Raw genomic sequence first — 26,138 nt, 5'->3', positions numbered from 1 at the left:
GTCTTCGGGGGGCTCAGCGATAGACCGGGAAGTCCGCGCAGAGACCGGCGACCTGGGTGGCGACCTTGGCTTCCACGTCGGCATCGCCGAGGTGGTCGAGGATGTCGCAGATCCAGCCGGCCAGTTCGCGGCTCTGCGCTTCCTGCAGCCCGCGGGTGGTGATGGCCGGGGTGCCGATGCGGATGCCGGAGGTGACGAACGGGCTCTGCGGATCGTTCGGCACGGCGTTCTTGTTCACCGTGATGCCGACCCGGCCGAGGGCGGCGTCGGCTTCCTTGCCGGTCAGGCCCTGGCGCACCAGGCTGATCAGCATCAGGTGGTTGTCGGTGCCACCGGAAACCACGTCGTAGCCGCGCCCGATGAACACCTCGGCCATCGCCTTGGCGTTGCGGATCACCTGCGCCTGGTAGTCCTTGAAGCCCGGCTCCAGCGCTTCCTTGAAGCACACCGCCTTGGCCGCGATCACGTGCATCAGCGGGCCGCCCTGGGCGCCGGGGAATACCGCGGAATTGAGCTTCTTCTCGATCTCCTCGTTGGCGCGCGCCAGGATCAGGCCGCCGCGCGGGCCGCGCAGGGTCTTGTGGGTGGTGGTGGTGACCACGTCGGCGAAGGGGATCGGGTTCGGGTAGAGGCCGGCGGCGACCAGCCCGGCGACGTGGGCCATGTCGACGAACAGCAGCGCGCCGACCTTGTCGGCGATGGCGCGGAAGCGCGGGAAGTCGAGGGTCTTGGAGTAGGCGGAGAAGCCGGCGACGATCATCTTCGGCTTATGCTCCACGGCCAGGCGCTCGACTTCGTCGTAGTCGATCAGCCCGGTAGCGGTGTCCAGGCCGTACTGCACGGCGTTGTACAGCTTGCCGGAGGAGGACACCTTGGCGCCGTGGGTGAGATGGCCGCCGTGGGCCAGGCTCATGCCGAGGATGGTGTCGCCGGCGTTGAGCAGCGCCAGGTACACCGCGGCGTTGGCCGAGGAACCGGAATGCGGCTGGACGTTGGCGTAGTCGGCGCCGAACAGCTGCCTGGCGCGGTCGATGGCCAACTGCTCGACCTTGTCGACGTGTTCGCAGCCGCCGTAGTAGCGCTTGCCCGGATAGCCCTCGGCATACTTGTTGGTCAGGCCGCTGCCCTGCGCCTGCATGACCCGCTTGCTGGTGTAGTTCTCCGAGGCGATCAGTTCGAGATGGTCTTCCTGGCGGGCCTCTTCGGCGTCCATCGCGGCGAGCAGTTCGTCGTCGTAGCCGCGGATCTGGTCATGCTTGCTGAACATCGCTGGGTCTCCCTGCGGCGCCGGAACCGCGCCGGAATGGCTGCAACGGGACACGCGGTCCCTTTGCCAGCGATGGTATGACCGGCCCTGCCGGCCCAGATGCCTATGCACGCCACGGGGAGGTGCGTTTGCGACATGGCGGTGGGAATCGGCAACCGATGCGGAACGCCCCGGGCTGGCGCTAAACTGCGTGCTCTTCGTCCTGCGAGAACACCATGAAACGCCCGCTGATCTTCCTTTCCGCCGTGCTGCTCGGCGCATCCCTGCAAGGGTGCGGGGGCGGCGATGAAAAGCAGGCCGCCGCGCCTGCGCTGCCGGCCGATTCCTGCACCGGCCATGAACTCGAAGTGGCCTTGCCGCCGGCCGGCAAGCCACTGTTCGGCTACGACTTCCTCTCCCGCCAGTGCGGCTACAACGACGCCACCGTGGTCTTCGGCGCTGCCGACGGCAGCAAGCGCCTGGAGATCGTCCTCACCGACACCGGCCTGCCGGCGCCGCCGACCGAGGGCGACGCGGTGGCCTATCGGGCGGCGCAGGACAAGCTGCGCGAGATGACCCAGACCAACCTGACCCTGCTCCACAAGACCCGCGAGACCGCCCTTAAGAACGGCACCGCCGAGCGCTTCGGCGGCGAGGACTACCTGCCGCTGATCGATACCACGCGGATGGGCGACCCGCTGGGAGTGATGGTCCCGGCCAAGGGCGAGGAGGGCGTCTCGACCCTCAGCGGAGTGATCAAGAACCGCTACGTACTGACCCTCAGCACCCGCGACACGCCCAATGGCGGCAGCGCCACGGCGATGCGCCAGGTGCTGGTGCCGTTCGTCGAGCAGATGAAGCTGACCAAGCTACCCTGACAGACTGTGCCGGCACGTACCCGTGCCGGCACGACCGCATGGAGCCCCACAAGGGCTCGGCAACCGTTCCAGAGGCCCACATGACCGATCACACCCAACAGTTCGCCAGCGACAACTATTCCGGCATCTGCCCCGAAGCCTGGGCGGCGATGGCCGAAGCCAACCGCGGCCACGAACGCGCCTATGGCGACGACCAGTGGACCGCGCGTGCTTCGGACTACTTCCGCCAGTTGTTCGAGACCGATTGCGAAGTGTTCTTCGCCTTCAACGGCACCGCCGCCAACTCCCTGGCCCTGGCTGCGCTGTGCCAGAGCTACCACAGCGTGATCTGCTCGGAGACCGCCCACGTCGAGACCGACGAGTGCGGCGCGCCGGAGTTCTTCTCCAATGGCTCCAAGCTGCTGCTGGCGCAGACCGAGGTCGGCAAGCTGACCCCGGCGTCGATCCGCGACATCGCTCTCAAGCGCCAGGATATCCACTATCCGAAGCCGCGCGTGGTGACTCTCACCCAGGCCACCGAGGTCGGCACGGTGTACCGCCCGGACGAGCTGAAGGCGATCAGCGCCACCTGCAAGGAGCTCGGCCTGCACCTGCACATGGACGGCGCGCGCTTCTCCAACGCCTGCGCCTTCCTCGGCTGCTCGCCGGCGGAGCTGAGCTGGAAGGCCGGGGTCGACGTGCTCTGCTTCGGCGGCACCAAGAACGGCATGGCGGTGGGCGAGGCGATCCTGTTTTTCAACCGCGACCTGGCCGAGGACTTCGACTACCGCTGCAAGCAGGCCGGCCAACTGGCCTCGAAGATGCGCTTCCTCGCCGCGCCCTGGGTCGGCGTACTGCAGGACGATGCCTGGCTGCGCTACGCCGATCACGCCAACCGCTGCGCGCGCCTGCTGGCCGAGCTGGTGGCCGACGTTCCCGGCGTCAGCCTGATGTTCCCGGTAGAAGCCAACGGCGTGTTCCTACAGCTTTCCGAGCCGGCGATCGAAGCCTTGCGCGCGCGCGGCTGGCGCTTCTACACCTTCATCGGTGAAGGTGGCGCGCGTTTCATGTGTTCCTGGGATACCGATATCGAGCGGGTCCGCGAACTGGCGCGGGACATCCGCCTGGTGATGGGCGCCTGAGTCCGCTCTCGGTCGCCCCCATGGCGCGGGGCGGCCGCTCTTTCCCCAAATCCTGTGGGTAACTCTGTGGGCTAACTGTTCGGGAGCTATGCAAAAGTGCCCCCGGCAACACCCTCCCTATCTCCGCCGGGGGTGTTGAAAGCCTTTATCCACGCGGTTCCACTCCCATGCCAGGAGAACCTGGCCAATCCACAAACACTGTGGAGTCGAATGTGAATAACGTGTTCGCAGTCGCTTCCGCGCGGCGCCCTGCCGGGCTCTTCGGAGGTTGGTCGGTTTTTGAGCGAAAACAGCCGTTTGTGAAAGGACGATGAAGGTTCAGGTGAAAAGCGCTGACGAAACGGTGACGGGCATTGTCCCTGCGGGACCCAGACAGGCCTGTGGATAGAAAAGCAAGGAGCGAAGTGGGGGCAAATGCCGCAAACCCCCTGCGCGGACGTAACGGCTTGAGGAAAAAGACAAAATTCTCCCGCTCCGATGGCGCTGGAACAGCGGTTGCGGCCGCCGCCGGGAATTTCCCCCAATTCCTGTTGAGGTCAGTGTGCAGAGCCTGTTTATAGAATGCTGGGAGCCAGAGGGCCCGCGCCTTCCAGGCTATTGGTCAAGAATTGAGCGGATTTTCTGTCAACAGGCTGCCGGCTTGCTTTAGGGGGCATGTGCACAAACGCAGGGTTGCTCACAAAAGGCCTGGAAAGCCTTGTGGACAACCTGTATGGATAGTTCTGTAAGCCTTATAAGGTAAGGCCTGCATGGAGTTGGTCAATAAATGGTCAGGCCGGGCGGGAAGGGATGAAGAGCCAGAATAGGCCAGGTTTTTTCTTCATCCTGTGAATATTTTTCTGGTTTTCCCCAAGGGGAGTGTAAAGCCCTGTGGAAAAATTGTTCGCTCACGCTTGGGGCGGCCGGACGGCGGGGTCTCTGGCGGATTGATCGTTAAATGAGCAGGAGAGTGCGGCCAGGCCGAGCGTGCGGCGAAGTGCGATTTACCCGGAAGGAAAGCCGGATGGGCTTGCGGAGCCCTCGCGCCACGGAGGAGGCATTGTCGGTATGTTGTTTCTGGACCCGCAGGACATAGAGGAGGCGATGGATTGCACAACTTGTGGATAAGTCTGTGATCAACCTAGCCTGGAAAGGGCTTCCCGGAGGCAGGGACGGGCTGAGTAGCCGGCCCTGAAATGCACTTGAATTTGTAGAATTTATCTTTTATTTCAAATGCTTGAGTGAACACATGGCGGACATTCAGGCGGCGAAGGAACACCTGTATGGAATTCCAGTCCGAATGTGGACAACCTTGGCGCCCTGGTGTTTTCCAGTATGAGAAGGTCAGCTTCGCCGTGGCTCTGGTGGTTGGTCGGAGCCTTGATTACCCTTGGCTTTTGCCAGGAAAGTGGGATGGATCATGGATGATCGGATGTCAGACAAGCCGCTCGGCCGCTTGTTGCTCGAAGGCCTCGGCGAGATCGCCTGGATCGCCGTGCTGGTGGCCCTTGGCGTCCTCCTTCCGTTGCCGCTGGTAGCGCTGGGTTGGGTGCTGCTGCTGGGCGCCGAGTGGGCCACGGATCGTTGGCGCGGCAAGGTGCCGTATCGCCTGCAACAGGCGCTGTTCTTCTGGGTTCTGGGTGGCGGCATCGCCCTGGGCCAGGCACTGCCGGGCTTCTGGCTGGGACTGGGCGGTGGCTTGCTGGCGGTGATCGGCGGCGTGCTGTTGCAGATCCGCTTCGAGCGCGGCCTGCGCCTGGAGCGCCAGGCTCCGCAAGCGCTGGACGCACCCCTGCCGGCCGGAGGTAGCGCATGGGGCGGCGAAGCGCCCGAGCGAACCCCCGAGGGCGAGCCGATCCGCCTGTTCGACGGCGGCGAGATCGCCATGGGCGGCCCGCTGGTATGCCACTACCTGATGCCCGACGGTTGCTTCATCCCCGACTGCAATCCTTCGGCACGCTTTTCCAGCGATGGCCGCCACTTCGTTTCGCCGATACCGAGCCGAGGCGCGTGGGGCCTGGCGATCTTCGACCGGCAGGAGCGGTTGCTTTACCGCTGTGCCGTGGACAACTTCTGGGAGCTGGACAGCGTCACCGAGCGCGAGGTGATCGGCCGGCACAGCCCGCTGACGTCCAACGCACCGCAGCGCCTCGAGCTGCAGGCGCTCAAGGCCGGCAGCGAGGCCGAGGCCTTCGTTGCCATCGGTGACCTCTGGCTGCCCGAAAGCGAATGGCAGCGCTGGAGCGGGGATCTGCGCGCGCAACCGCTACCGTCCCCGCTTGGCGGGCCCGCGCTGGAAATCCGCCCCTGGCTGCCGGACAGCCTGCTGGCCCTGGACGATCCTTTCGCGCCGCTGCGCGCCAACCGCGGCGAGCTGTGGATAAACGGCGAGGCCAGCGGCCTCTACCTGTCCCGTGAAGCGCCGCCATTGGCTTGGAACGATGACGGCCGGGCGCTGGCGCTGCAGGCAGCAGGCGAGCCGCTGGGGCAGGATACCTACTGGCTTTGGCGAGAGGACGGCGGCCTGCGTGCGCTGGGCGCGCCGTGGTCGGCGTTGCCCGCCGAGCCCCATGCCGGCGGGCCCGAACTGCTCGGGCTGGAGGATGGCTGGCTGCGTTTCGGCCTGGACCTGGCGCAACCCTGCCTGACCTACGAACGCTACGGCACGCTGGGTTCGTACAGCCATTCCAGCCTCTACCTTCTGCACGCTCGCGATGCGGACGACCGGCCGCGCTGGCGCGAGGCCGACATGCCGCGCCTGGACCTGTTGCTGCCGCTGGATGGCGCGGCCGGCAGGCCGGGATGCCTGTTGCAGAGCGCACCGCTGGCCGATGGCAGCCGGGCCGTCTGGGAGTGGTTGCGCGACGATCAGGAGGCGGAGCGCGGCGCCTATGCCTTGCGCCTGGGCGACTGGCGCCTGGATGGCGAGTGGACGCTCGACCACCGCGTGTCCGATTGCGGTCGCTACCTGGCCGTGGTGGCCTTCGCCGAGGCGCCGACCCTGCCGCAGCGCCTGGCCATACTCGATAGCCGGGAGCGGCGCCTGGAGTGGCTCGCCGAGCCGCTGGCCGATCTACACCTGCAAGGTTTCATCGATGGCCAGGTGCATTTGCTCCACCTGCTCGGCCGCAACGCCTACCAGCCGCCGGGCGGGCCGGGCGAAGGCGACCCCGGCCTGTTGCGCCGCTTCGACGAAGGCTTGCCCGAGCCCGGCGCCTGGCACGCATTCGGCCGCTTCCACGACGACTGGCGGCATTACTACGAGCAGGCGCGGGTGGCGTTCGATGGCACGGCCTGGCGGCTGTGCCCCACGTCGCGCTGGCTGGACGCAGCGCCGCGGCCCTGGAGCGACGGCGACTTCGTCTTGCCGTCGGTGGGCGCGGAAGACGCCGCCTGGGGCTTCGGTTTCCACTACGAGGGCATGCACCGCGACGAGGACGTGCGCGCCGGGTTCAGCCGCGACGGCTACCTGCTGACCGCGTCGGGCATCGGCTTGGGCAACCTGGCGGCGCCAATGATCTGGTCGGCGGACGGTCGCTACCTGGCGCTGACCCGGCACGTCCAGCGCTACGAGGAAAGCGACCTGGAACGGGACCAGTGGCGCCTGCTGCTGCTCGACGTGCAAGAGCGGACGTTGCGTCGCTACCGCGACGACCTCGGCGAGTACCCGTGCTTCGACAGCTTCGACGACGACCTGTGTTTCCGCTGCGCGGGGACGGGGCGCTACGTGCTGGCCCTGGACTCGCTGCTGAAGGCTCCCGCCGAGCCGCTGCAGGCCTGCGCCGGACGCTGGCTGCCGGCCGAGGAACTGCCGCGGCGGCGCTACTGGGAGCGCCTGGCGTTTCCCTCGCGCCCTCAGTAGTCGATGACCACGTCGCCCTTGGGCACGCTGCAGCAGGAGAGGATGTAGCCTTCGGCGACATCCTCGTCGGTGATCCCGCCGTTGTGCTCCATCTCCACCTCGCCGGCGGTCTTCATTACCTTGCAGGTGCCGCATATGCCCATCCCGCAGGCCTTCGGAATGTGCAGGCCGAGCTTGGCGGCGGCGGCGTGCACGGTTTCCCCGGGGCTGACGCGGATGCTCTTGCCGGTGGCGGTGAATTCCACCTGGTGCTGGTCGGCGACCGGTACCTCCGGCGCCTCGGCGGCTTCCGCGGCCAGTTCCCTGACGTCGGCGCGGACCTCCGGCGGAGTCGGCCCGAAGGCTTCCTCGTGGTAGCGGCTCATGTCGTAGCCGTGGCCCTGCAGCAGGTGCTTCACCGCGCTCATATAGGGCGTCGGGCCGCAGCAGAAGATTTCCCGCTCGAGGAAGTCCGGGGCGATCAGTTCCAGCATGCGCAGGTTCAGGTAGCCACGGTAGCCGGCCCAGGCTTCGCCGAGGCCGTGGCGCTCGCAGATGATGTGCAGGCTGAAGTTGTCGATCCGCGAGGCCATGTGCTCCAGCTCGCGGTGGTAGATGATGTCCTTCGGCGAACGGGCGCTGTGGACGAAGACCATGTCGACGTTGGCGTTGGTGTCGAAGAACCAGCGCGCCATGGACATCACCGGGGTGATGCCGACCCCGCCGGAGAGGAACAGCACCTTGTCGGCCGGGAAGTCGATGGCGTTGAACAGGCCGACCGGACCGTGCACCGGTAGCTCCTGGCCTTCCTTGAGGTTGTCGTGCAGCCAGTTGGAAACCCGCCCGCCCGGCACCCGCTTGATGGTGATGGAGAAGCTGTAGGGCACCGAGGGCGAGCTGGAGATGGTGTAGGAGCGCATCACCGGCTCGCCGTCGATCTCCAGCTCCAGGGTGACGAACTGGCCCGGCTTGAAGAAGAACAGGATCGGCTGGTCGGCCATGAAGCAGAAGGTGCGCACGTCCCAGGTTTCCTGGATGACCTTGACGCAGCGCACGAGGTGCCGGCCGTTGGCCCAGGTCTGGGTGGTGACCGGATTGAGGAAGTTGCTCGACATGATGATCTCTCCGTGCGCACGGGGCCGAACGATGGCCTGATGGGGCGGATTGTGCGCATCGCCGTGGCCGCTCATTTACCTGCCAGCGACATTTACATGCTTATCGCGACCTGCCTGCTGGGGCGCGGCCCGGAGCGTCGGAAACGGATGCGGTCATGTCGCCCATGGATAAGGTCGGCGGCGGGCGCGGGCCCACACTCCAGACCAGCCGAGACGAGGGTTTGCATGAACCCCGGGAGGGTAGAGCCCGGACGTGTAGAGCGACTGACCTTCATTCCCGCCACGGCGGGGCCCGTCCATCGGCAGGGCGGGATTCCGGACGCCGCGCCGGGATGAGGAAGGCTGTGAACGCCACCTTGCGTAGCAACCGTATCAGCCACTTTTTCCGCCGCCACCCGCGCGGGGGCGGCATGAGGAGTTACCGATGGACGTCACTTCCACCCTGAGTCTCGGCGATCCCCTGGAACCGGCCCGCAAGGCCACCGCCGACATGCTGCGCAGCCGCGACCACAGCTTCTCGCTGCCGCAGCCCTTCTACTGCGACCAGCGCCTGTTCGAGATCGACATGCAGGAGATCTTCCACAAGGAATGGCTGATCGCCGGCATGACCTGCGAGATTCCCGCCAAGGGCAATTTCCTCACCCTGCAGATCGGCAAGAACCCGGTCCTGGTGATCCGTGGCGCCGAAGGCCAGGTGCATGCCTTCCACAATGTCTGCCGGCACCGCGGCTCGCGCCTGTGCGTGAGCGAGAAAGGCAAGGTGGCCAAGCTGGTCTGCCCCTACCACCAGTGGACCTACGAGCTGGATGGCCGCCTGCTGTTCGCCGGCACCGAGATGGGCGCCGACTTCGACATGAAGGAGTACGGCCTGAAGCCGATCCAGGTGAAGACCGCCGGCGGCTACATCTTCATCAGCCTGGCGGAGAACCCGCCGGCCATCGACGACTTCCTGGCGACGCTCGAGCACTACATGGAGCCGTACGACATGGAGAACGCCAAGGTGGCGGTGCAGACCACCATCCGCGAAGCCGCCAACTGGAAGCTGGTGATCGAGAACAACCGCGAGTGCTACCACTGCAACGGCTCCCACCCGGAACTGCTGAAGACCCTGCTGGAGTGGGACGACGTCACCGACCCGCGCGCCAGCCAGGCGTTCAAGGACCAGGTGGCGGCCTGCACCAGCGCCTGGGACGCCGAGAAGATCCCGTACGCCCATGCCAGCTTCGGCCTGCGCAATCGCATCGTGCGCATGCCGCTGCTGGACGGCACGGTGTCGATGACCATGGACGGCAAGCAGGGCAGCAAGAAGCTCATGGGCCGGATCAAGAATCCCGACCTCGGCTCGATGCGCATCCTGCACCTGCCGCACTCCTGGAACCACTGCATGGGCGACCACCTGATCGTCTTCACCGTGTGGCCGATCAGCGCCCAGGAAACCCTGGTCACCACCAAATGGCTGGTGCACAAGGACGCGGTGGAAGGCGTCGACTACGACGTGGCGCGCCTGCGCGAGGTATGGGACGCGACCAACGACCAGGATCGTCGGCTGGCCGAGGAGAACCAGCGCGGGATCAACTCCGACGCCTACCAGCCTGGTCCATACTCGAAGACCTACGAGTTCGGTGTGATCAATTTCCTCGACTGGTACAGCGAGCGCATGCTGAACAACCTCGGCGAGGAGTCCGCCCACGTGCGCAAGGTGGCCGGCAGCTGAGCCGGACGAGGCGCCCCCTGGCGGGGCGCCGCTGCGGAGGAAAGGTCATGGACAACCTGCTGTTCTACGTCAGTTCCGCTTTCGTCAGCCTGCTGCTGGCCTGGAACCTGTTCGCCTGCTGGCGCCGCCAGCGGCCGCCGGAGAAGTCCCGGCCCTGAGCCCGCGCGCACGCCTTGCCTCCCGCCTCCGCCCCCTGACAGCCTCCCGGCAAAAGGACTAAGGTGGGAGGACTCAACCTGAACGGGCCGCTCAAGGGCGGCCTCTGGAGGCAAGCGTGGAAAACAATCCCCTGTGGGCCGAACTGGGCAAGCACTGGAAACTGGTGGCCCTGCGCGGCGTGGCGGCGCTGGTGTTCGGCGTCCTGACCCTGCTCTCGCCGGCCCTGGCGCTGACCGTGCTGGTGCTGTTCTGGGGCGCCTACGCGCTGGTGGACGGAGCGTTCGCCCTGATCGCCGCGTTCAACATGCGCAGCGATGGGCAGTTCAACTGGCCGCTGGCGCTGGCCGGGGTGATCGGCGTGGCGGCCGGCCTGGTTGCGTTCTTCTGGCCGCAACTGACCGCCATCGGCCTACTCCTGATCATCGCCGGCTGGGCGCTGGCGATGGGCATCTTCCAGATCGTCGCGGCGATCCGCCTGCGCAAGTCGATCCAGAACGAATGGTGGATGATCCTCTCTGGTGCCATCTCGGTGCTGTTCGGCGTGCTGATGATCGCCAACCCCGGCGCCGGGGCGCTGGCGGTGGTCTGGGTGATCGGCGCCTACGCGGTGTTCTTCGGCGTGTTGCTGGTCATGCTCGCGCTGCGCTTGCGCAAGACTTCGACCCTGAAGGCCTGACGCGGTGGCGGCGAAGCCGGCGGAGGAAACGCGCTGGTGCCTGTGGCGCCAGGACGACAACGGCAATGCCTTCGTCATGCGCCGCGACCTGACGCGCGACGAGGCCTGCGCGCTGGTCAAGGACTACCAGGCGCGCGGGCATCGGCAGCTGTATTGGGCGAGTCCGCAGGCGCGCGACTAGCCGGATGCCCCGGCGATCCGCTCGACCAGCGCTTCCAGGCGCTGCTCCACCGCTCGCAGGCGCGGCGACTCGCCGTCGTTCGCGCCGAGCTGGCGGGCGCAGAGATTGAGCGCGGAGAGCACCACCAGCTCGTTGCTGGTGACGTAGGGAAACTTGCGCTTGTTGGCGTCCACTTCCGCTTGCAGCAACGCGGCGGCGTCCGCTAGGGCCCTCTCCTCGCCGGCCGGCACGCGGATCGAATAGTCCCGGCCGAGGATCGACAGGACCTGGACGCCGTCGCGGCTCATGCGCTAACCGGTTGCTGCGCGCTGAGGCGCTCGACCAGGGCTTCCAGGCGGGCCTGGGTGCCGCTCTGCTTTTCTTCCTGCTCGAGCATGGAGAGTTGCAGGGTTTCGTTTTCCTCGGTGGCCTGGCACAGCTGCTGCTGAAGCTGGTCGTGGCTGTCGCGCAGGGCCTGGTTCTGTTGCAGCAGCTCGGCTACCAGGGTTTCCAGGCGTTCCAGGGTGTTCTCCAGCATGATCTCGTCCCAGTCGTTCAAAGGGCGCGCAGGATAAAGAAAAGCGCCTGCCGAAGCCAGGTCCGTGGTCGGTTGCCAGGCTTCGGCACCCGGCTTCACCAGTGAAAGCTGCCGCCCAGCGAGTAGTGCCCGGGGTCGGCGACGAAGGGATCGCGATCGGTGGCCGGCGGGCAGTTGCGCCGTTTCAGGCAGTCTTCGGCGCGCTCGGCGTAGCTGCGTTCGTCGCCGCTGACGCGGACGTCCGGAAGGATGCCGGAGAAGGAGGGATAGCCCTGGGCGCAGCCGACCAGGAACAGGAACGGCAGGAGAGGGAAGAGGCGTCGGCTCATGGGGATACTCCGATCATTGAAGTTGCTCGACGATGCGGCGGATGGTGCCGCCGCAGATGTCGGTGAAGCAGCGGTCGTAGTCGGAACTGCAGTTGAAGTTGCCGGAGCCGCCGAAGCCGTTGTAGCCGAACGAGGAGGAATAGCCTGGTGCCAGGCATTCCTTGCGCGCCTGCTTCTTGCTCTTGCCCTGGCTGCAATAGTGGTAGCTGCGCCGTTCCGCTTCGCGCAGGCGGTTTTCGTTCTGCCATTCCAGGCGCGCGAGGCTTTCGCACTGGCTCTGTTGCGTGCGGCACTGGGCGACGCAGGTGCGTCCCGCTTCGCTCGGCGGCATCACGTACTGGTAGCGGACGGAGGGGCCGCAGCCCGAGATCAGGGCGAGCGCGAGCGCAACGCCCGAGAGGTTCAGGTGTCTGTTCATGGTTTCTGGTTGGGAAAGGGTGGAGCGGGGATCAGTCGTCCGCGACGTATTCCAGGATGTCGCCCGGCTGGCAGTCCAGGAAGGCGCAGATCTTCTCCAGGGTGTCGAGGCGGATGCCCTTGACCTTGCCGTTCTTCAGCAGGGACAGGTTCTGTTCGGTGATACCGATGGCTTCCGCCAGCTCCTTGGAGCGGACCTTGTTCTTCGCCAGGATGACGTCTAGTCGGATGATGATCATGAGGTCGTCATATGAAGGCTCTTACTTCTTCGTCCAGTTTCCTGGCTTCGCTCATCATCAGGCCGAACGAGCAGAGAAAGATCGCCTTGAGAAACTCGTAGGCCGCTTCGGAAGTGAGTCCTATCGAAACGCTCAGGACACGCTCGCCGTCGGGCAGGTCGAGAGATAGTACAAGACCTTGCAGCGTATTGATAAATGGCTGGAGCAAGAGTGCCAGGAAGGACAGCAGGCCGATGTGCACCAGGGTCCTGGCGTTGCGCTGCGACCAGCGTTCGCCCTTGGCCAGGCGGCGGAAGAACAGGCCGGTGAGCGCCAGGCCGAACGCGGAAAGCAGGGTCGGCAGGTAGTCCAGCAGCATCAGCAGCGCCCGGCTGCTCCAGGACAGGACGAAGCCGTCGCTGGCCAGGCGCGGCATTTCATCGCTCCAGGCCTGCAGGTAGCCCTGCTCGCTGAGGCCGGAGAACCAGAGGTGGGTGTTCGCTCCGAGTTCGATGCAGGCCATGCCCCAGGCCAGGATGGCGCAGAGCATGCCGAGCAGATAGAGCTTGTGGTTGCTGAGATGCGTGGACAGCGCCATGCCGGGTTCCCCTGTGTGTTTCGCGTCTGGATGGCGAAACTAGGGAATAAATTATCGTAATACAATAATTTATCGTCACCACGTCATAACTTGTGATCTGGCGCACAGTGCGTTCTGACCCGCTTCAGCGGATCACGCCTTCCTCGCGCAGGAGCTTGAAGATGGCTTCGGCGCCGGCTTCCGCCGAAAGATCCTTGAGTACCTGCCCGGTACCGCCGGAGGCCTTGGCGGTGGCGGCTTTCATTCGCTCGGCGCCGGTCTTCGCCTTGATTACCTTGAGCCGCTTCGGTCGCGGCCGGGCCGGTTGCAGGCTGTCTTCGGCGAGCAGCGGGTCGTCGACCACCTCCACCTCATGGGCCTCGATCTCGCCACGCCTAGCCGGGCCGAAGGCGCTCTGCCGGGCCACCGGCGCGGCATTGTCGACGCTGGCGACGAACGGCAGGCGTACCCGCAGTCGGCGTCGCTGGCCGCGAGGCAGAGCCTGGAGGACCTGAGCGCTGCCGTCTTCGACCTTCTCGACCTCGGCCAGGCCGACCACCAGTGGCCAGCCCAGGCGCTCGGCGAGGAGGAAGGGCAGCATCCCGGAGCCTTCCCCGGTTTCCGCCTGGCTGCCGGTGAGCACCAGTTGCGCGCGGGAGTCGCGCAGGTGCTCGGCCAGTGCGGGCAGGGCGTCGGCGCCGGCCGGCTGTTCCAGCACGGACAAGCGTTCCAGGCCCATGCCGAGATAGCCGCGCAGCGCCTCGGCGTGCGGGTCGCCGGCGTGCAGCACCTGTAGGCGTGGGCCGCTCAGGCGCAGGCCGAGTTCCACCGCGCGGGCGTCCTGTTCGGCACGGCGCGGGCGTCCGGAGGCGGGATGGGCGCCGATGGAGACCAGCGCGACGATGTTCAGCTCAGTCATGGTTCGATACCGATGAAAGGTACGTGGAAGCGGGTTCAGGCCGCATCGCGGGCGGCGCCGTTGCGGTGTGCCTCGGCCAGGCGGATCAGCGCGCGGAGGATTTCCGTCGAGTCGCCGATCACCGAGAGATCGGCGCGCTTGATCATGTCGCAGCCGGCGTCGCGGTTCACCGCCACCACCTTGTCGCAGGCGCCTATGCCCTGCAGGTGCTGGATCGCCCCGGAGATGCCCACCGCCAGGTAGACCCGCGCGGTGACCCAGGTACCGGTGGCGCCGACCTGGCGGTTGCGCGGCATGTGCCCGTCGTCCACCGCCACCCGCGAGGCGCCCTCGGTGGCGCCGAGGACGGCGGCGGCCTGGTGGAACAGCGTCCAGTCCTGCACGCCGTTGCCGCCGGAGAGAATGAATTCGGCCTCGGCCATGGGAATCCGCGCCGGGTCCACGGCCACCGGGCCGAGGTCCTCGATGCGTGGCAGGTTGCGCGCCACCTGCTCGGCCATGTGCAGTTCGCGAACCTCATGGCGGGTCTCGCTGACCGGCTCGGCGCATTCCGCCGCGGCCAGCAGCAGGCGCGGCAGGGCGCGCTGGATGTCCTCGCGGCCGGCGCCGGCGCGGCCGATGCAGCGGCCGTCCTCGACCTGCCAGACGCGACCGGCCGGCCGCTCGCCGAGCGCGGCGGCCAGGCGCCGGCCCAGTTCGCCGCCGCCGTTGCGACTGTCCGGGAACAGCCAGTGGCGCGGGGCGAGCTGGTTCTCCAGGTTGCGCAGGGCGAGTATTCGCTGCTCGGGCGCGTAGCCGTCGTACTCGCCGCCGGCGAGGTGCAGCAGGCGGTCGACGCCGGCGCTGTCGAAGGCGCTTTCCTTGTGTTCGCCGAACACCACGGCGAGCACCGCGCCGTCGTTGCCGGCGAGCTTGCGGGCCAGTCCGAGGAGGTCCTTGTCGTGGCTGGAGAGACGGCCGCCGACCATGTCCGGGACCACCGCGACGAGGAATGCCGGTTGCTCGACCACATGCAGCGGCAACTGCGCTTCCTGCGCTACGCTGGCGCGGCGCGCGCCGCTGCCCTGCTGGCCGCCGGAGCGATCGATGCGGCGGATGCCGTTGGGGCCGAGGAAGCCGACGGCGTGCGGGTTCTTGCGGATCACGCCGTGGGGGCCCATCCAGCGCACCTCGCCGCCTTGGGCGGACTGCATGGCCGCATGCAGCGGATGCAGGCGGTTGCGGGCGATCCATTCGGCGCGTGGATCGCGACGGACGATATCGTTCATGCGGAATGCTTCCTGTGGCTGCGGCTACCCGATCCTGCGGCCCCCTCCCTGGAGGGAGAGGCCGCTATCCGTGCTGCCCCGGTTAGCAGCGGGTTCGATGTGAAGCTCGACACTCTCATCAATGCACCTCCGCCACGGCTTCACGCCGCAACGGCTTTTTTGCCGGCGCTTCCGCCTGTTCTATCAGCGCTTCCGCTACCAGCTCGGCGATGTCCTTGATCTCCGGCCGCGGCGCCACTACGCCTTCGAGCATCGCGGTGCACTGCGGGCAGCCGACGGCCACCAGCTCGGCGCCGGTCTCGCGGATGTCGGCCATGCGCATGTCGGGAATCCGTTGCTTGCCGGGGATGTCGGTGATCGGCGCGCCGCCACCGCCGCCGCAACAGCGCGAGCGGAAGCCGGAGCGTTGCATTTCCTTGACCTCGATGCCGAGTGCGCGCAGCACGTTGCGCGGCGCCTCGTACTCGCCGTTGTAGCGGCCCAGGTAGCAGGGGTCGTGGTAGGTGACGCTGCCGGCCTTGCTGCGGCCCGGTTGCAGCGTGCCGGCGCGCAGCAGTTCGTCGATGAAGGTGCTGTGGTGCAGTACCTGGTAGTCGCCGCCGAGGGCGCCGTATTCGTTCTTCAGCACATGGAAGCTGTGCGGGTCGCAGCTGACGATGCGGGTGAAGCGGTATTTCGCCAGGGTCGCGATATTGCGCCTGGCCAGGTTCTGGAAGGTCGCCTCGTCGCCCAGCCGGCGCGCCACGTCGCCGCTGTCGCGCTCCTCCAGGCCGAGCACGGCGAAGTCCACCGCGGCTGCCTTGAGGATCTTCACGAAGGCGCGCAGGGTGCGCTGGTTGCGCATGTCGAAGGCGCCATCGCCGACCCAGAACAGCACGTCGGCGCTCTTCTTCTCGCTCATCAGCGGCAGGTTCAGGTCGGCCGCCCAGTTCAACCGGCCGCCGGGGGCGAAGCCGCCGGGGTTGTCGGTGGCGATCAGGTTGTCCAGCACCTCGGCGCCCTTGTTCGGCGTGGCGCCTTTCTCCAGGGTCAGGTGGCGGCGCATGTCGACGATGGCGTCGACGTGCTCGATCATCATCGGGCACTCCTCGACGCAGGCCCGGCAGGTGGTGCAGGACCACAGGGTGTCGGCGTCGACCAGGGCCTTGCCATCCAGCGCGACGATCGGCTGGTGCGGGCCGCCGCCGTGCTCGCCCAGCGGTTTGCCTGGATAGGGGCTGCCGGCGAACTTCGCGTCGTTGCCTCCGGCCAGGCCGATGACCATGTCCTGGATCAGCTTCTTCGGGTTCAGCGGCTGGCCGGCGGCGAACGCCGGGCACATCGCCTCGCACTTGCCGCACTGCACGCAGGCGTCGAACCCGAGCAACTGGTTCCAGGTGAAGTCGCTGGGCTTTTCCACGCCCAGCGGCGCCTGCGGATCGGCCAGGTCGAGCGCCTTGAGGCCGGTGGAGCGGCCGCCGCCGAAGCGTTCGGCGCGGCGGTGCCAGGCCAGGTGCAGGGCACCGGCGAAGGCGTGCTTCATCGGCCCGCCCCAGGTCATGCCGAGGAACAGCTCGGACACGCCCCAGGCCACGCCAATGGCGAGGAGGCCGGCGAGGAACCAGCCGCCGAAGCCTTCCGGCAGGATCCCGGCCACCGGCAGGGTGGCGAGGAAGAAGCTCGCGGCGAACGCCAGCAGGCTCTTCGGCAGGCGCATCCAGGGGCCCTTCGACAGCCGCGACGGTGGGTCGAGGCGGCGGCGGGCGACGAACAGCGCGCCGACGAACATCAGCGCCGTGGCCGCCAGCAGGGCGAAGCCGAGGATCCGGCCGTGCAGCCCGAAACCGTGTACCAGGATCGCCAGCAGCGCCGCCAGGACGAAGCCGCCGGCGGTGGCGACGTGGGTCCTGGACATGTACCTGTCGCGCTCTACCACATGGTGCAGGTCCACCAGGTAGCGACGCGGCATCTGCATGAGGCCGCCGATCCAGTCGACCTTGGCGGGTCGGCCGCGGCGCCACATGAGGAAGCGCTTCGCGGCGCCGAGCACGGCAAGTGCCAGGGCGGCGAAGAGCAGGACGGGGAGGAGGGTGTCGAGCATTTCTGGTCTCCCTGCGGGACGTCAGGCGGCGCTGGATCGGCCTCCTCTCCCGCTTGCGGGAGAGGGGGGCCGGCCGTGCCGGTCGGATGCCACGAGGCGTGTCTTAGAAATCCTTGCACAAGCGCAGCGCGTCATAGATCGCCGCATGGGTGTTGCGCTGGGCCACGCAGTCGCCGATGCGGAACAGCAGGTAGCCTTCTCCGGACTGGCTGAGGCAGGGCTGCGGCTGGATCGCGAACAGCGCCTCGACGTCGATCTGGCCCTTGTTCCGCGAGCCCTGCTTGAGCGCGTAGTAGAGGCTCTCGTCGGGGCGCACGCCGTTTTCCACCACCACCTGGTCGACCACCCGCTCTTCCCGCGCGCCGGTGTATTCGTTCTCCAGCACCGCCACCAGCTTGTCGCCCTCGCGGTAGACCTTCTCCAGCATGAGGTCGCCGGTCATGATCACTTCCTTGGGATACATGCTGCGGTAGTAGGTGGGGAAGGTGGTGCCGCCGATGGCCACGCCCGGCTTGATGTCGTCGGTGACGATCTCCACCTGGGCGCCCTTGTCGGCGAGGAAGTCCGCCACCGACATGCCGCTGAACTCGCAGATGGTGTCGTAGACCAGCACGTTCTTGCCTGGCTCGACCGTGCCGTCGAGCACGTCCCAGCTGCTCACCACGAGGCCTTCGGCGGCGCCCCAGTGTTCGTTCTGCTCGAGGAACGGATGTCCGCCGTTGGCCAGCACCACCACGTCCGGGCGCAGGTCGAGGATGGTCTCGGGGTCGGCCGCGGTGCCCAGGCGCAGGTCGATGCCCAGGCGCGCCAGCTCCAGCTGGTACCAACGGGTGATGCCGGCGATCTGGTCGCGTTGCGGCGCCTTGGCGGCGGTGGTGATCTGGCCGCCGAGCTGCTCCTTCTTCTCGAACAGGGTCACGTCGTGGCCACGCTCGGCCGCCACGCGGGCCGCTTCCATCCCGGCCGGCCCGCCGCCGACCACCACCACCTTGCGCTTCGGTCCGGCGGACTTCTCGATGATGTGCGGCACGCCCATGTATTCGCGGGAGGTCGCGGCGTTCTGGATGCACAGCACGTCCAGGCCCTGGTACTGGCGGTCGATGCAGTAGTTGGCGCCGACGCACTGCTTGATCTGGTCGACCTGGCCCATCTTGATCTTGGCGATCAGGTGCGGGTCGGCGATGTGCGCGCGAGTCATGCCGACCATGTCCACGTAGCCGCCTTCGAGGATGCGCGTGGCCTGGTTCGGGTCCTTGATGTTCTGCGCGTGTAGCACCGGCACGTCGACCACTTCCTTGATGCCGGCCGCCAGGTGCAGGAACGGCTCCGGCGGGAAGGTCATGTTGGGGATGACGTTGGCCAGGGTATTGTGGGTGTCGCAGCCGGAGCCGACCACGCCGATGAAGTCGAGCATGCCGGTATCGCTGTAGTACTTGGCGATCTGCTTCATGTCCTCGTGGGACAGGCCGTCCGGGTGGAACTCGTCGCCGCAGATGCGCATGCCGACGCAGAAGTCCTCGCCGACCTCGGCGCGCACCGCCTTGAGCACCTCGAGGCCGAACTTCATGCGCCCCTCGAAGCTACCGCCCCATTCGTCGGTGCGCTTGTTGACCCGTGGGCTCCAGAACTGGTCGATCATGTGCTGGTGCACGGCGGACAGCTCGACGCCGTCCAGGCCGCCTTCCTTGGCGCGGCGGGCGGCCTGCGCGTAGTTGCCGATGACCCGCCAGATCTCCTCCACCTCGATGGTCTTGCAGGTGGCGCGGTGCACCGGCTCGCGGATACCCGACGGCGACATCAGGGTCGGCCAGTGGTAGCCGTCCCAGCGCGAACGGCGCCCCATGTGGGTAATCTGGATCATGATCTTGGCGCCGTGCTTGTGCATGGCGTCCGCCAGGTTCTGGAAGTGCGGGATGATCCGGTCGGTGGACAGGTTCACCGAACTCCACCACTGCTGCGGGCTGTCGATGGCGACCACCGAGGAGCCGCCACAGATGGCCAGGCCGATGCCGCCCTTGGCCTTTTCCTCGTAGTACTTCACGTAGCGCTCGGTGGTCATCCCGCCGTCGGTGGCGTAGACCTCGGCGTGGGCGGTGGAGAGCACGCGGTTGCGGATGGTCAGCTTGCCGATCTGGATCGGCTGGAACATTGCTTCGAAGGCCATGACCCTTTCCTCGGCTTACAGGGGTTTGACGACGAACAGGCCGTCTTCGTGACCGTCCTCGGCGCCGCTGTAGACCTGTTCGGCCACGGTGCGCAGGCTGCTGCCACGGGCGGCGAGGATCTGGTCCATGGCGCCGGCGAACCAGCCGGTGAACATGTAATCGACCTTGCGATTGACCTTGCCGTAGACGTAGACGAAGGCGGAGTGCCGCAGGCGGACCTCGGCGGTGCCTTCCTCGAGGTTGATCCGCTCGATCTCGAACAGGCCCCAGCCGCGCTGGGACAGGCGCTTCATGTAGTGCTCGAACACCGCCACGCCCTCCAGGCCGTGACATTCGGCTTCCTTCTCGCACCAGTGCCAGGCGGACTTGTAGCCGGCCTTGTAGAGGATCTCGGCGTAGGCGTCGGCGCCCAGCACTTCCTCGATGCCCATGTGGTTGTTGACGAAGAAATGTCGCGGTACGTAGAGCATCGGCAGGGCGTCAGTGGTCCAGACGCCGGTCTCGCTGTCGACCTCGATGGGCAGTTGGGGGGCATGTTTGGCCATGGTGTAAGCTCCGATTCTTTTGACTCCCTCTCTCCCTTCAGGGAGAGAGGCGGGGAGAGGGAAGATGGGTGCGATGCAATGCCGCTCCCTTGAGGAAGAGGCGACGAGTCGGGAGTGGGCCGGGAGTTACTCGCCCCAGACGTCGCGCAGGACCCTTACCCAGTTCTCGCCCATCACCTTGCGCACCACGCGCTCGGGCATGCCGCGCTCGAGCAGGGTCTCGGTGAGGTTGGGGAATTCGCCGACGGTGCGGATGCCCAGCGGGTTGACGATCTTGCCGAAGTTGGTCAGGCGCCGGGCGTAGCCCTTGTCGTGGGTCAGCCACTCGAAGAAGTCGTGGCCGTGGCCCTGGGTGAAATCGGTGCCGATGCCGATGGCGTCCTCGCCGACGATGTTCATCACGTACTCGATGGCCTCGGCGTAGTCGTCGATGGTCGAGTCGATGCCTTTCTTGAGGAACGGCGCGAACATGGTCACACCGACGAAGCCGCCATGATCGGCGATGAACTTCAGCTCCTCGTCGGACTTGTTGCGCGGGTGTTCCTTGAGGCCGGACGGCAGGCAGTGGGAGTAGCAGACCGGCTTCTTCGATTCGAGGATGACCTCTTCGGAAGTCTTGCTGCCGACGTGGGAGAGGTCGCACATGATGCCGACCCGGTTCATCTCCGCGACGATCTCCCGACCGAAGCCGGAGAGCCCGCCGTCACGCTCGTAGCAGCCGGTGCCGACCAGGTTCTGGGTGTTGTAGCACATCTGCACGATGCCCACGCCGAGCTGCTTGAACACCTCGACGTAGCCGATCTGGTCCTCGAATGCGTGGGCATTCTGGAAACCGTAGAGGATGCCGGTCTTGCCCTGCTCCTTGGCCTTGCGGATGTCCGCGGTGCTGCGCACCGGGATCACCAGGTCGCTGTTGTCGCGGATCAGCTTGTTGCTGGCGACGATATTGTTCACCGTCGCCTGGAAGCCTTCCCATACCGATACGGTGCAATTGGCGGCGGTCAGGCCGCCCTTGCGCATGTCCTCGAACAGTTCGCGGTTCCACTTGGCGATGATCAGACCGTCGATGACGATGCTGTCGGCGTGCAATTCGGCTGGGCTCATCTGGCATACCCCTTTCAGGCTGGGCGCGCCGGGACTTGTGCCGACGCTTTGGGGGCAGCATATCGTCGGGGCCCGGCGCGACCCGGCCCGAAAACGACCAGGGTCGTGCCGAAAGCGTCAAGCGTGCGACCGCAACGACGGAGGGCAATGTCGCGGATGGAACAGGCGCTGGCCGCCCGGGGCCGGCAACGGGGAGTGCGCGCGCCCCTGCCGGCGCGGGTTCAGAGGCCGAGTTCGCCGAGCGACGGATGGTTGTCCGGCCGGCGCCCCAGCGGCCAGCGGAACAGCCGCTGGTCCTCGCGGATCGGCAGGTCGTTGATGCTGGCGTGACGTTCGTACATCAATCCCTGCTCGTCGAACGCCCAGTTCTCGTTGCCGTAGGAGCGGAACCAGTTGCCCGAGTCGTCGTGCCATTCATAGGCGAAGCGCACGGCGATGCGGTTGCCGGTAAACGCCCAGAGTTCCTTGATCAGCCGGTACTCCTGCTCGCGCTGCCACTTGCCGCTGAGGAATTCGACGATCCGCTCGCGGCCGCGGACGAAGGTCGAGCGATTGCGCCAGACGCTGTCGGGACTGTAGGCCAGCGAGACGCGCTGCGGGTCGCGGCTGTTCCAGCCGTCCTCGGCGGCGCGGACCTTCTGCGCGGCGGTTTCGGCGGTGAAGGGGGGAAGCGGGGGACGGACGTCGCTCATGGCGGGCTCCTCGGTCTGCGGTGGTTTTCGATGGGAACAGCGTAGGGCAGGGCGAGCGCGGCCGAATGACGTCGATCCCACGGATCCTGCCAATCCCGCCTCGCCCCCCTGGCTGTTTGCCAGGCTGGCCAGACCTACCCCGGAGAGGGCTATGATGGCCGCCACCGGAGTGGACAAGGATCGACCTCGCGCAATGACCTCCACCACCTACCTCGGCCTGCTGCTGGTCGGTATCCAGGTACTCGGCTTCGTCGCCGCCATCCATGCCGTGCTCACCGTGCGCACCGCCCAGGGCGCGATCGCCTGGGCCACCTCGTTGGTATTCATGCCGTACCTGACCCTGCTGCCGTACCTGGTGTTCGGTCGCAGCCGTTTCGACGCCTACATCGAGGCGCGGCGCCAGGCCAACCGCGAGATGCACCTGGCGGCCGCCGAGCTGGACTGGCGTCCCTGGGTCGAGGAGGCCCTGGCGGCCCGCCAGGTCAGCGGCTACAAGGGGCTCAAGGCGCTGGTGCGGATGACCCGCACGCCGACCCTGGCGAACAACCGGGTGCGCCTGCTGGTCAACGGCGAGGCCAGCTTCGAGGCGATGTTCAAGGCGATTTCCGCCGCCCGCCAGGTGATCCTGGTGCAGTTCTTCATCGTCCGCGACGACGCCCTTGGCCAGCGCCTCCAGCAACTGCTGCTGGAACGTGCGGCCAACGGCGTCGAGGTGTTCTTCCTCTATGACGCCATCGGCAGCCACGCGCTGCCGCACCGCTATGTCGAGCGGATGCGCCAGGGCGGCGTGCAGATGCATGGCTTCAGCACCGGCAGCGGCATGCTCAACCGCTTCCAGGTGAATTTCCGCAACCACCGCAAGGTCGTGGTGGTGGATGGCGAGTGCGGTTTCGTCGGCGGGCACAACGTCGGCGTCGAGTACCTCGGCGAGAAGCCGCCGCTGGCGCCCTGGCGCGACACCCACATGGAACTGCGCGGGCCGGCGGTGGCGTGCCTGCAGGAAAGCTTCGCCGAGGACTGGTACTGGGCGACCCACAGCCTGCCGCCGCTGATCCTGCCGCCGCAGTACGACAGCGAGGGCGCGCTCTGCCAGGTAGTCGCCAGCGGTCCGGCGGATGCCCAGGAAACCTGCTCGCTGTTCTTCGTCGAGATGATCAACGCCGCCCACGAGCGGGTCTGGATCACCTCGCCGTATTTCGTTCCCGACGAAGCGGTGATGGCCGCCCTGCGCCTGGCGGTGCTGCGCGGCGTCGACGTGCGCCTGCTGATACCCTCGCGCCCGGACCACCGCACGGTGTATGCCGCGTCCAGCCTCTACGCGCTGGAGGCGATCCGTGCCGGGGTCAAGGTGTTCCGCTACCAGCCCGGCTTCCTCCACCAGAAGGTGGTGCTGGTGGACCGCGACACCGCCGCCGTCGGCAGCGCCAACCTGGACAACCGTTCGTTCCGGCTGAATTTCGAGGTGATGGTGGTGACCGTCGACGAGGGCTTCGCCGGCGAGGTGGAGGCGATGCTCGAGGCGGACTTCGCCGAGTCGCTCGAATTCACTCCGGAAGACCGCCGCAGCGTGCGCCGCCTGCAGCAACTGGGGATGCGCGTGGCGCGGCTGGTCTCGCCGATCCTCTGAAAACCTTCGCGAACTCTGTACGTCGGCAAAACCGCGTTGGAAACGGCTTCGGAAAGCTCGGTTGCCGTTCGGGGACTCCGCTTCCCCGTCCGTTTTCGCCCGGTTTCTCCAGCTCGCCAGATCGTCGGCAGGTCCTGAGCGACGCCTCTGCCGCCCGCCGACCGCGCGGGCGTGCAGCTTTTCCCTAGCCAGCGACTACAAAAATCATAATTTCGCTATTCCCCGGCTCTGAACAGAATGCGGCCATCACGCAACCGCAGAACAAGAACGACCAGAGTCCGAGGAACCGAGCCATGACCGACCTGAATCGCACCGCCTTGCCCTCGCGCACGGACGGGACCGTGGAAAAGACCGACACCCTCGTCGTCGGCGCCGGCCAGGCCGGCGTGGCGATGAGCGAGCACCTGAGCCGGCTCGGCGTGCCGCACCTGGTCCTGGAGCGCAACCGCATCGCCGAGGCCTGGCGCAGCGGACGCTGGGATTCGCTGGTGGCCAACGGCCCGGCCTGGCACGACCGCTTCCCGGGAATGGAATTCGACATCGATCCCGACGGTTTCCCCGGCAAGGACCAGGTGGCGGCCTATTTCGAGGCCTACGCGAAGAAATTCGACGCGCCGATCCGTACCGGCGTCGAGGTGAGGAAGGTGGTGCGCAATGTCGGCCGCCCCGGCTTCACCGTGGACACCTCCGCAGGGACCATCGAGGCCAACCGCGTGGTCGCCGCCACTGGCCCGTTCCAGCGTCCGGTGATCCCGCCGATCGCGCCGCGCGACGAGCGTATCCGGCAGATCCACTCGGCCCACTACTACAACCCGCAGCAGCTGCCCGAAGGTGCGGTACTGGTGGTCGGCGCCGGTTCGTCGGGGGTACAGATCGCCGACGAGCTGCAACGTGCCGGGCGCCAGGTCTACCTCTCGGTGGGCGCTCATGACCGTCCGCCGCGTTCCTACCGCAACCGCGACTTCTGCTGGTGGCTGGGCGTGCTCGGCGAATGGGATGCGGAAGTCGCCAAGCCCGGGCGCGAGCATGTGACCATCGCCGTGAGCGGTGCCCGCGGCGGACATACCGTGGACTTCCGCGCCCTGGCGCATCAGGGCGTGACCCTGGTCGGACTGACCGAATCCTTCGTCGACGGCGTCGCGACCTTCCGGCCGGACCTGGCGGAGAACCTGGCGCGCGGCGACGAGAACTACCTGGCGTTGCTCGACGCCGCCGACGCCTATATCGCCCGCAACGGCCTTGACCTGCCGGAAGAGCCCGAGGCGCGCCGCCGGCTGCCGGACCCGCAGTGCGTGACCGATCCGATCCTCGAACTGGACCTGGCCGAGGCCGGGGTGGGCAGCATCATCTGGGCCACCGGCTATGCCGTCGACTTCGGCTGGCTGCAGGTCGATGCCTTCGACCGCGACGGCAAGCCGCGCCACCAGCGTGGCGTGTCCAGCGAACCCGGCGTGTATTTCATCGGCCTGCCCTGGCTGTCGCGGCGCGGCTCCTCGTTCATCTGGGGCGTCTGGCACGACGCGCGCCATGTCGCCGACCACATCGCCATCCAGCGCAAGTACCTCGCATACCGCGACGCCGCCCAGCGCCAGGAACAGGACCGCGCCTCGCAAGCTCCGCAAACCAGCCTCCAGGAAGTCAGCTGATGCCTACCCATACCCGCATTCGCATGTTCAACACCAAGGACACCTACCCCAACCAGTCCCTGGACAACGATCTCTGCCAGGCCGTGCGCGCCGGCAACACGGTGTACGTGCGCGGCCAGGTCGGCACCGACTTCGACGGCAACCTGGTCGGCCTCGGCGACCCGCGCGCCCAGGCCGAGCAGGCGATGAAGAACGTCAAGCAACTGCTTGAGGAAGCCGGCAGCGACCTCTCGCACATCGTCAAGACCACCACCTACCTGATCGATCCGCGCTACCGCGAGCCGGTCTATCGCGAAGTCGGCAAGTGGCTCAAAGGGGTGTTCCCGATCTCCACCGGACTGGTGGTCTCGGCCCTCGGCCAGCCGCAGTGGCTGATGGAGATCGACGTGATCGCGGTGATTCCCGGCGACTGGCAGCAATGAGGAGGCGCGCGCCATGACCTTTTCCATCGTCGGCCGCTGCGCCGAAACCGGCCAGCTGGGCATCGCCATCAGCTCGTCGAGCATCGCCGTCGGCGCCCGTTGTCCCTGGCTGCGCGCCGGCACCGGCGCGGTGGCTACGCAGAACATCACCCTGCCGGCGCTCGGCCCGCAGATCCTCGACCGCCTCGACCAGGGCCTGGCCCCTGGCGAAGCGCTGGACCAGGCGCTGAGCAGCAACGGCTATGGCCAGTATCGCCAGGTCACGGTGATCGACCAGCACGGCCGCACCGCGTTGTTCACCGGCCGCGAGGCGCTCGGCGTCCACCATGCGCGGGCCGGCGAACAATGCGTGGCGGCCGGCAACCTGCTGGCCGCGCCGGAAGTGATCGAGGCGATGGTGGATGCCTTCGAGAACGCCGAAGGCCTGCTCGCCGAGCGCCTGCTGGCGGCGATGCGTGCCGCGCTGGCCGCTGGTGGCGAAGCCGGGCCGGTGCATTCGGCGGCGCTGTCGGTGGTCGGCGACCTGCTCTGGCCGGTGGTCGACCTGCGCGTCGACTGGGCCGAGCACGACCCCATCGGCCAGCTCGAGCGACTGTGGCTCGCCTACAAGCCGCAGATGCAGGACTATGTGACCCGCGCCCTCGACCCGACCCGTGCGCCGAGCTACGGCGTGCCCGGCGACGAGTGAGCGGGTCGTTCCCT

General features: G+C 67.0%; 25 protein-coding genes. 10 read left to right on the top strand and 15 right to left on the bottom strand.

The features are described from left to right. Positions 1–13: 13 nt before the first annotated feature. Positions 14–1,267: a serine hydroxymethyltransferase gene (glyA, locus tag AT700_RS28195; RefSeq protein WP_003117183.1), complete on the bottom strand. Its 1,254-nt coding sequence runs from the start codon at positions 1,265–1,267 to the stop codon at positions 14–16. A 215-nt stretch (positions 1,268–1,482) separates the two neighbouring features. On the opposite strand from glyA, the gene AT700_RS28190 reads away from it, so the two are divergent. The 3 genes from AT700_RS28190 (at position 1,483) to AT700_RS28180 (ending at position 7,086) form a co-directional block, all read left to right on the top strand. Continuing rightward, complete coding sequence (locus tag AT700_RS28190) at positions 1,483–2,124, top strand: hypothetical protein (protein ID WP_003114452.1); 642 nt, start codon at positions 1,483–1,485, stop codon at positions 2,122–2,124. 80 nt (positions 2,125–2,204) lie between these two features. Next, positions 2,205–3,245 carry a low specificity L-threonine aldolase gene (locus AT700_RS28185; protein WP_003105702.1) on the top strand — a complete coding sequence of 347 codons (1,041 nt, stop codon included), beginning with the start codon at positions 2,205–2,207 and terminating at the stop codon, positions 3,243–3,245. Positions 3,246–4,656: 1,411 nt separating this feature from the next. Next, complete coding sequence (locus AT700_RS28180; protein ID WP_048521743.1) at positions 4,657–7,086, top strand: hypothetical protein; 2,430 nt, start codon at positions 4,657–4,659, stop codon at positions 7,084–7,086. Here the strand turns inward: AT700_RS28180 and gbcB are convergent. Continuing rightward, positions 7,080–8,180: a glycine-betaine demethylase subunit GbcB gene (gbcB, locus tag AT700_RS28175; RefSeq protein WP_003096769.1), complete on the bottom strand. Its 1,101-nt coding sequence runs from the start codon at positions 8,178–8,180 to the stop codon at positions 7,080–7,082. The two genes, AT700_RS28180 and gbcB, sit on opposite strands and share 7 nt — an antisense overlap. A gap of 424 nt (positions 8,181–8,604) precedes the next feature. On the opposite strand from gbcB, the gene gbcA reads away from it, so the two are divergent. From gbcA to AT700_RS28160, 3 genes are all read left to right on the top strand, one after another. Further along, positions 8,605–9,894 (top strand): glycine-betaine demethylase subunit GbcA, encoded by a 1,290-nt coding sequence (gbcA, locus tag AT700_RS28170; RefSeq protein ID WP_003096766.1) that lies wholly within the window; start codon positions 8,605–8,607, stop codon positions 9,892–9,894. Between the two features lie 274 nt (positions 9,895–10,168). After that, positions 10,169–10,729, top strand: a complete 561-nt coding sequence (locus tag AT700_RS28165; protein WP_014603431.1) for an HdeD family acid-resistance protein — start codon at positions 10,169–10,171, stop codon at positions 10,727–10,729. A 4-nt stretch (positions 10,730–10,733) separates the two neighbouring features. After that, entirely contained in the window at positions 10,734–10,910 is a 177-nt protein-coding gene (locus AT700_RS28160) for a hypothetical protein (protein WP_003096763.1), read from the top strand. Here the strand turns inward: AT700_RS28160 and AT700_RS28155 are convergent. The 13 genes from AT700_RS28155 to AT700_RS28095 all read right to left on the bottom strand — a co-directional run bounded on the left by AT700_RS28155 (position 10,907) and on the right by AT700_RS28095 (position 21,741). Then, entirely contained in the window at positions 10,907–11,197 is a 291-nt protein-coding gene (locus AT700_RS28155; RefSeq protein ID WP_003105708.1) for a cell division protein ZapA, read from the bottom strand. The two genes, AT700_RS28160 and AT700_RS28155, sit on opposite strands and share 4 nt — an antisense overlap. Then, positions 11,194–11,427, bottom strand: coding sequence for a hypothetical protein (locus AT700_RS28150; RefSeq protein WP_031761606.1), 234 nt, complete (start codon positions 11,425–11,427; stop codon positions 11,194–11,196). Before AT700_RS28150 ends, AT700_RS28155 begins: the two co-directional genes overlap by 4 nt. A gap of 95 nt (positions 11,428–11,522) precedes the next feature. Next, entirely contained in the window at positions 11,523–11,756 is a 234-nt protein-coding gene (locus tag AT700_RS28145; RefSeq protein ID WP_003105712.1) for a hypothetical protein, read from the bottom strand. Positions 11,757–11,769: 13 nt separating this feature from the next. Further along, the gene (locus tag AT700_RS28140) at positions 11,770–12,174 is read right to left on the bottom strand and encodes a hypothetical protein (RefSeq protein ID WP_003105714.1); all 405 of its coding nucleotides are present in this window, start codon (positions 12,172–12,174) and stop codon (positions 11,770–11,772) included. 31 nt (positions 12,175–12,205) lie between these two features. Continuing rightward, positions 12,206–12,412, bottom strand: a complete 207-nt coding sequence (locus tag AT700_RS28135) for a helix-turn-helix domain-containing protein (RefSeq protein WP_003096753.1) — start codon at positions 12,410–12,412, stop codon at positions 12,206–12,208. Positions 12,413–12,419: 7 nt separating this feature from the next. Beyond that, positions 12,420–12,989 carry a hypothetical protein gene (locus AT700_RS28130; RefSeq protein WP_003096751.1) on the bottom strand — a complete coding sequence of 190 codons (570 nt, stop codon included), beginning with the start codon at positions 12,987–12,989 and terminating at the stop codon, positions 12,420–12,422. 124 nt (positions 12,990–13,113) lie between these two features. Continuing rightward, a complete protein-coding gene (locus tag AT700_RS28125) occupies positions 13,114–13,887 on the bottom strand; it encodes an electron transfer flavoprotein subunit beta/FixA family protein (protein ID WP_003105716.1) in 774 nt (257 codons plus the stop codon). Positions 13,888–13,922: 35 nt separating this feature from the next. Further along, positions 13,923–15,155: an electron transfer flavoprotein subunit alpha/FixB family protein gene (locus tag AT700_RS28120; protein ID WP_010792444.1), complete on the bottom strand. Its 1,233-nt coding sequence runs from the start codon at positions 15,153–15,155 to the stop codon at positions 13,923–13,925. 118 nt (positions 15,156–15,273) lie between these two features. After that, the gene (gene dgcB, locus AT700_RS28115) at positions 15,274–17,235 is read right to left on the bottom strand and encodes a dimethylglycine demethylation protein DgcB (RefSeq protein WP_003107277.1); all 1,962 of its coding nucleotides are present in this window, start codon (positions 17,233–17,235) and stop codon (positions 15,274–15,276) included. A 103-nt stretch (positions 17,236–17,338) separates the two neighbouring features. After that, positions 17,339–19,399, bottom strand: a complete 2,061-nt coding sequence (gene dgcA, locus AT700_RS28110; RefSeq protein ID WP_003107280.1) for a dimethylglycine demethylation protein DgcA — start codon at positions 19,397–19,399, stop codon at positions 17,339–17,341. Positions 19,400–19,414: 15 nt separating this feature from the next. Further along, a complete protein-coding gene (locus AT700_RS28105; protein ID WP_003107282.1) occupies positions 19,415–19,945 on the bottom strand; it encodes a DUF5943 domain-containing protein in 531 nt (176 codons plus the stop codon). A gap of 126 nt (positions 19,946–20,071) precedes the next feature. Further along, entirely contained in the window at positions 20,072–21,049 is a 978-nt protein-coding gene (locus tag AT700_RS28100) for a dipeptidase (RefSeq protein ID WP_003106042.1), read from the bottom strand. A gap of 221 nt (positions 21,050–21,270) precedes the next feature. Further along, the gene (locus AT700_RS28095) at positions 21,271–21,741 is read right to left on the bottom strand and encodes a DUF1348 family protein (protein WP_003106041.1); all 471 of its coding nucleotides are present in this window, start codon (positions 21,739–21,741) and stop codon (positions 21,271–21,273) included. Between the two features lie 154 nt (positions 21,742–21,895). Here AT700_RS28095 and cls point away from each other — a divergent pair, with 154 nt between their 5' ends. The 4 genes from cls (at position 21,896) to AT700_RS28075 (ending at position 26,124) form a co-directional block, all read left to right on the top strand. Beyond that, positions 21,896–23,368, top strand: coding sequence for a cardiolipin synthase (cls, locus tag AT700_RS28090; protein WP_073647824.1), 1,473 nt, complete (start codon positions 21,896–21,898; stop codon positions 23,366–23,368). A gap of 293 nt (positions 23,369–23,661) precedes the next feature. After that, positions 23,662–25,014: a flavin-containing monooxygenase gene (locus AT700_RS28085; protein ID WP_003122387.1), complete on the top strand. Its 1,353-nt coding sequence runs from the start codon at positions 23,662–23,664 to the stop codon at positions 25,012–25,014. Next, positions 25,014–25,436, top strand: coding sequence for a RidA family protein (locus AT700_RS28080; protein WP_014603427.1), 423 nt, complete (start codon positions 25,014–25,016; stop codon positions 25,434–25,436). The genes AT700_RS28085 and AT700_RS28080 overlap by 1 nt, the downstream gene beginning before the upstream one ends. A 13-nt stretch (positions 25,437–25,449) precedes the next feature. After that, complete coding sequence (locus AT700_RS28075; RefSeq protein ID WP_003106037.1) at positions 25,450–26,124, top strand: DUF1028 domain-containing protein; 675 nt, start codon at positions 25,450–25,452, stop codon at positions 26,122–26,124. Positions 26,125–26,138: the final 14 nt, after the last annotated feature.

Source organism: Pseudomonas aeruginosa (assembly GCF_001457615.1).
GTDB lineage: Bacteria > Pseudomonadota > Gammaproteobacteria > Pseudomonadales > Pseudomonadaceae > Pseudomonas > Pseudomonas aeruginosa.
The sequence above is the reverse complement of the archived record's forward strand: the minus strand, read 5'-3'. Positions and strand labels throughout refer to the sequence as shown.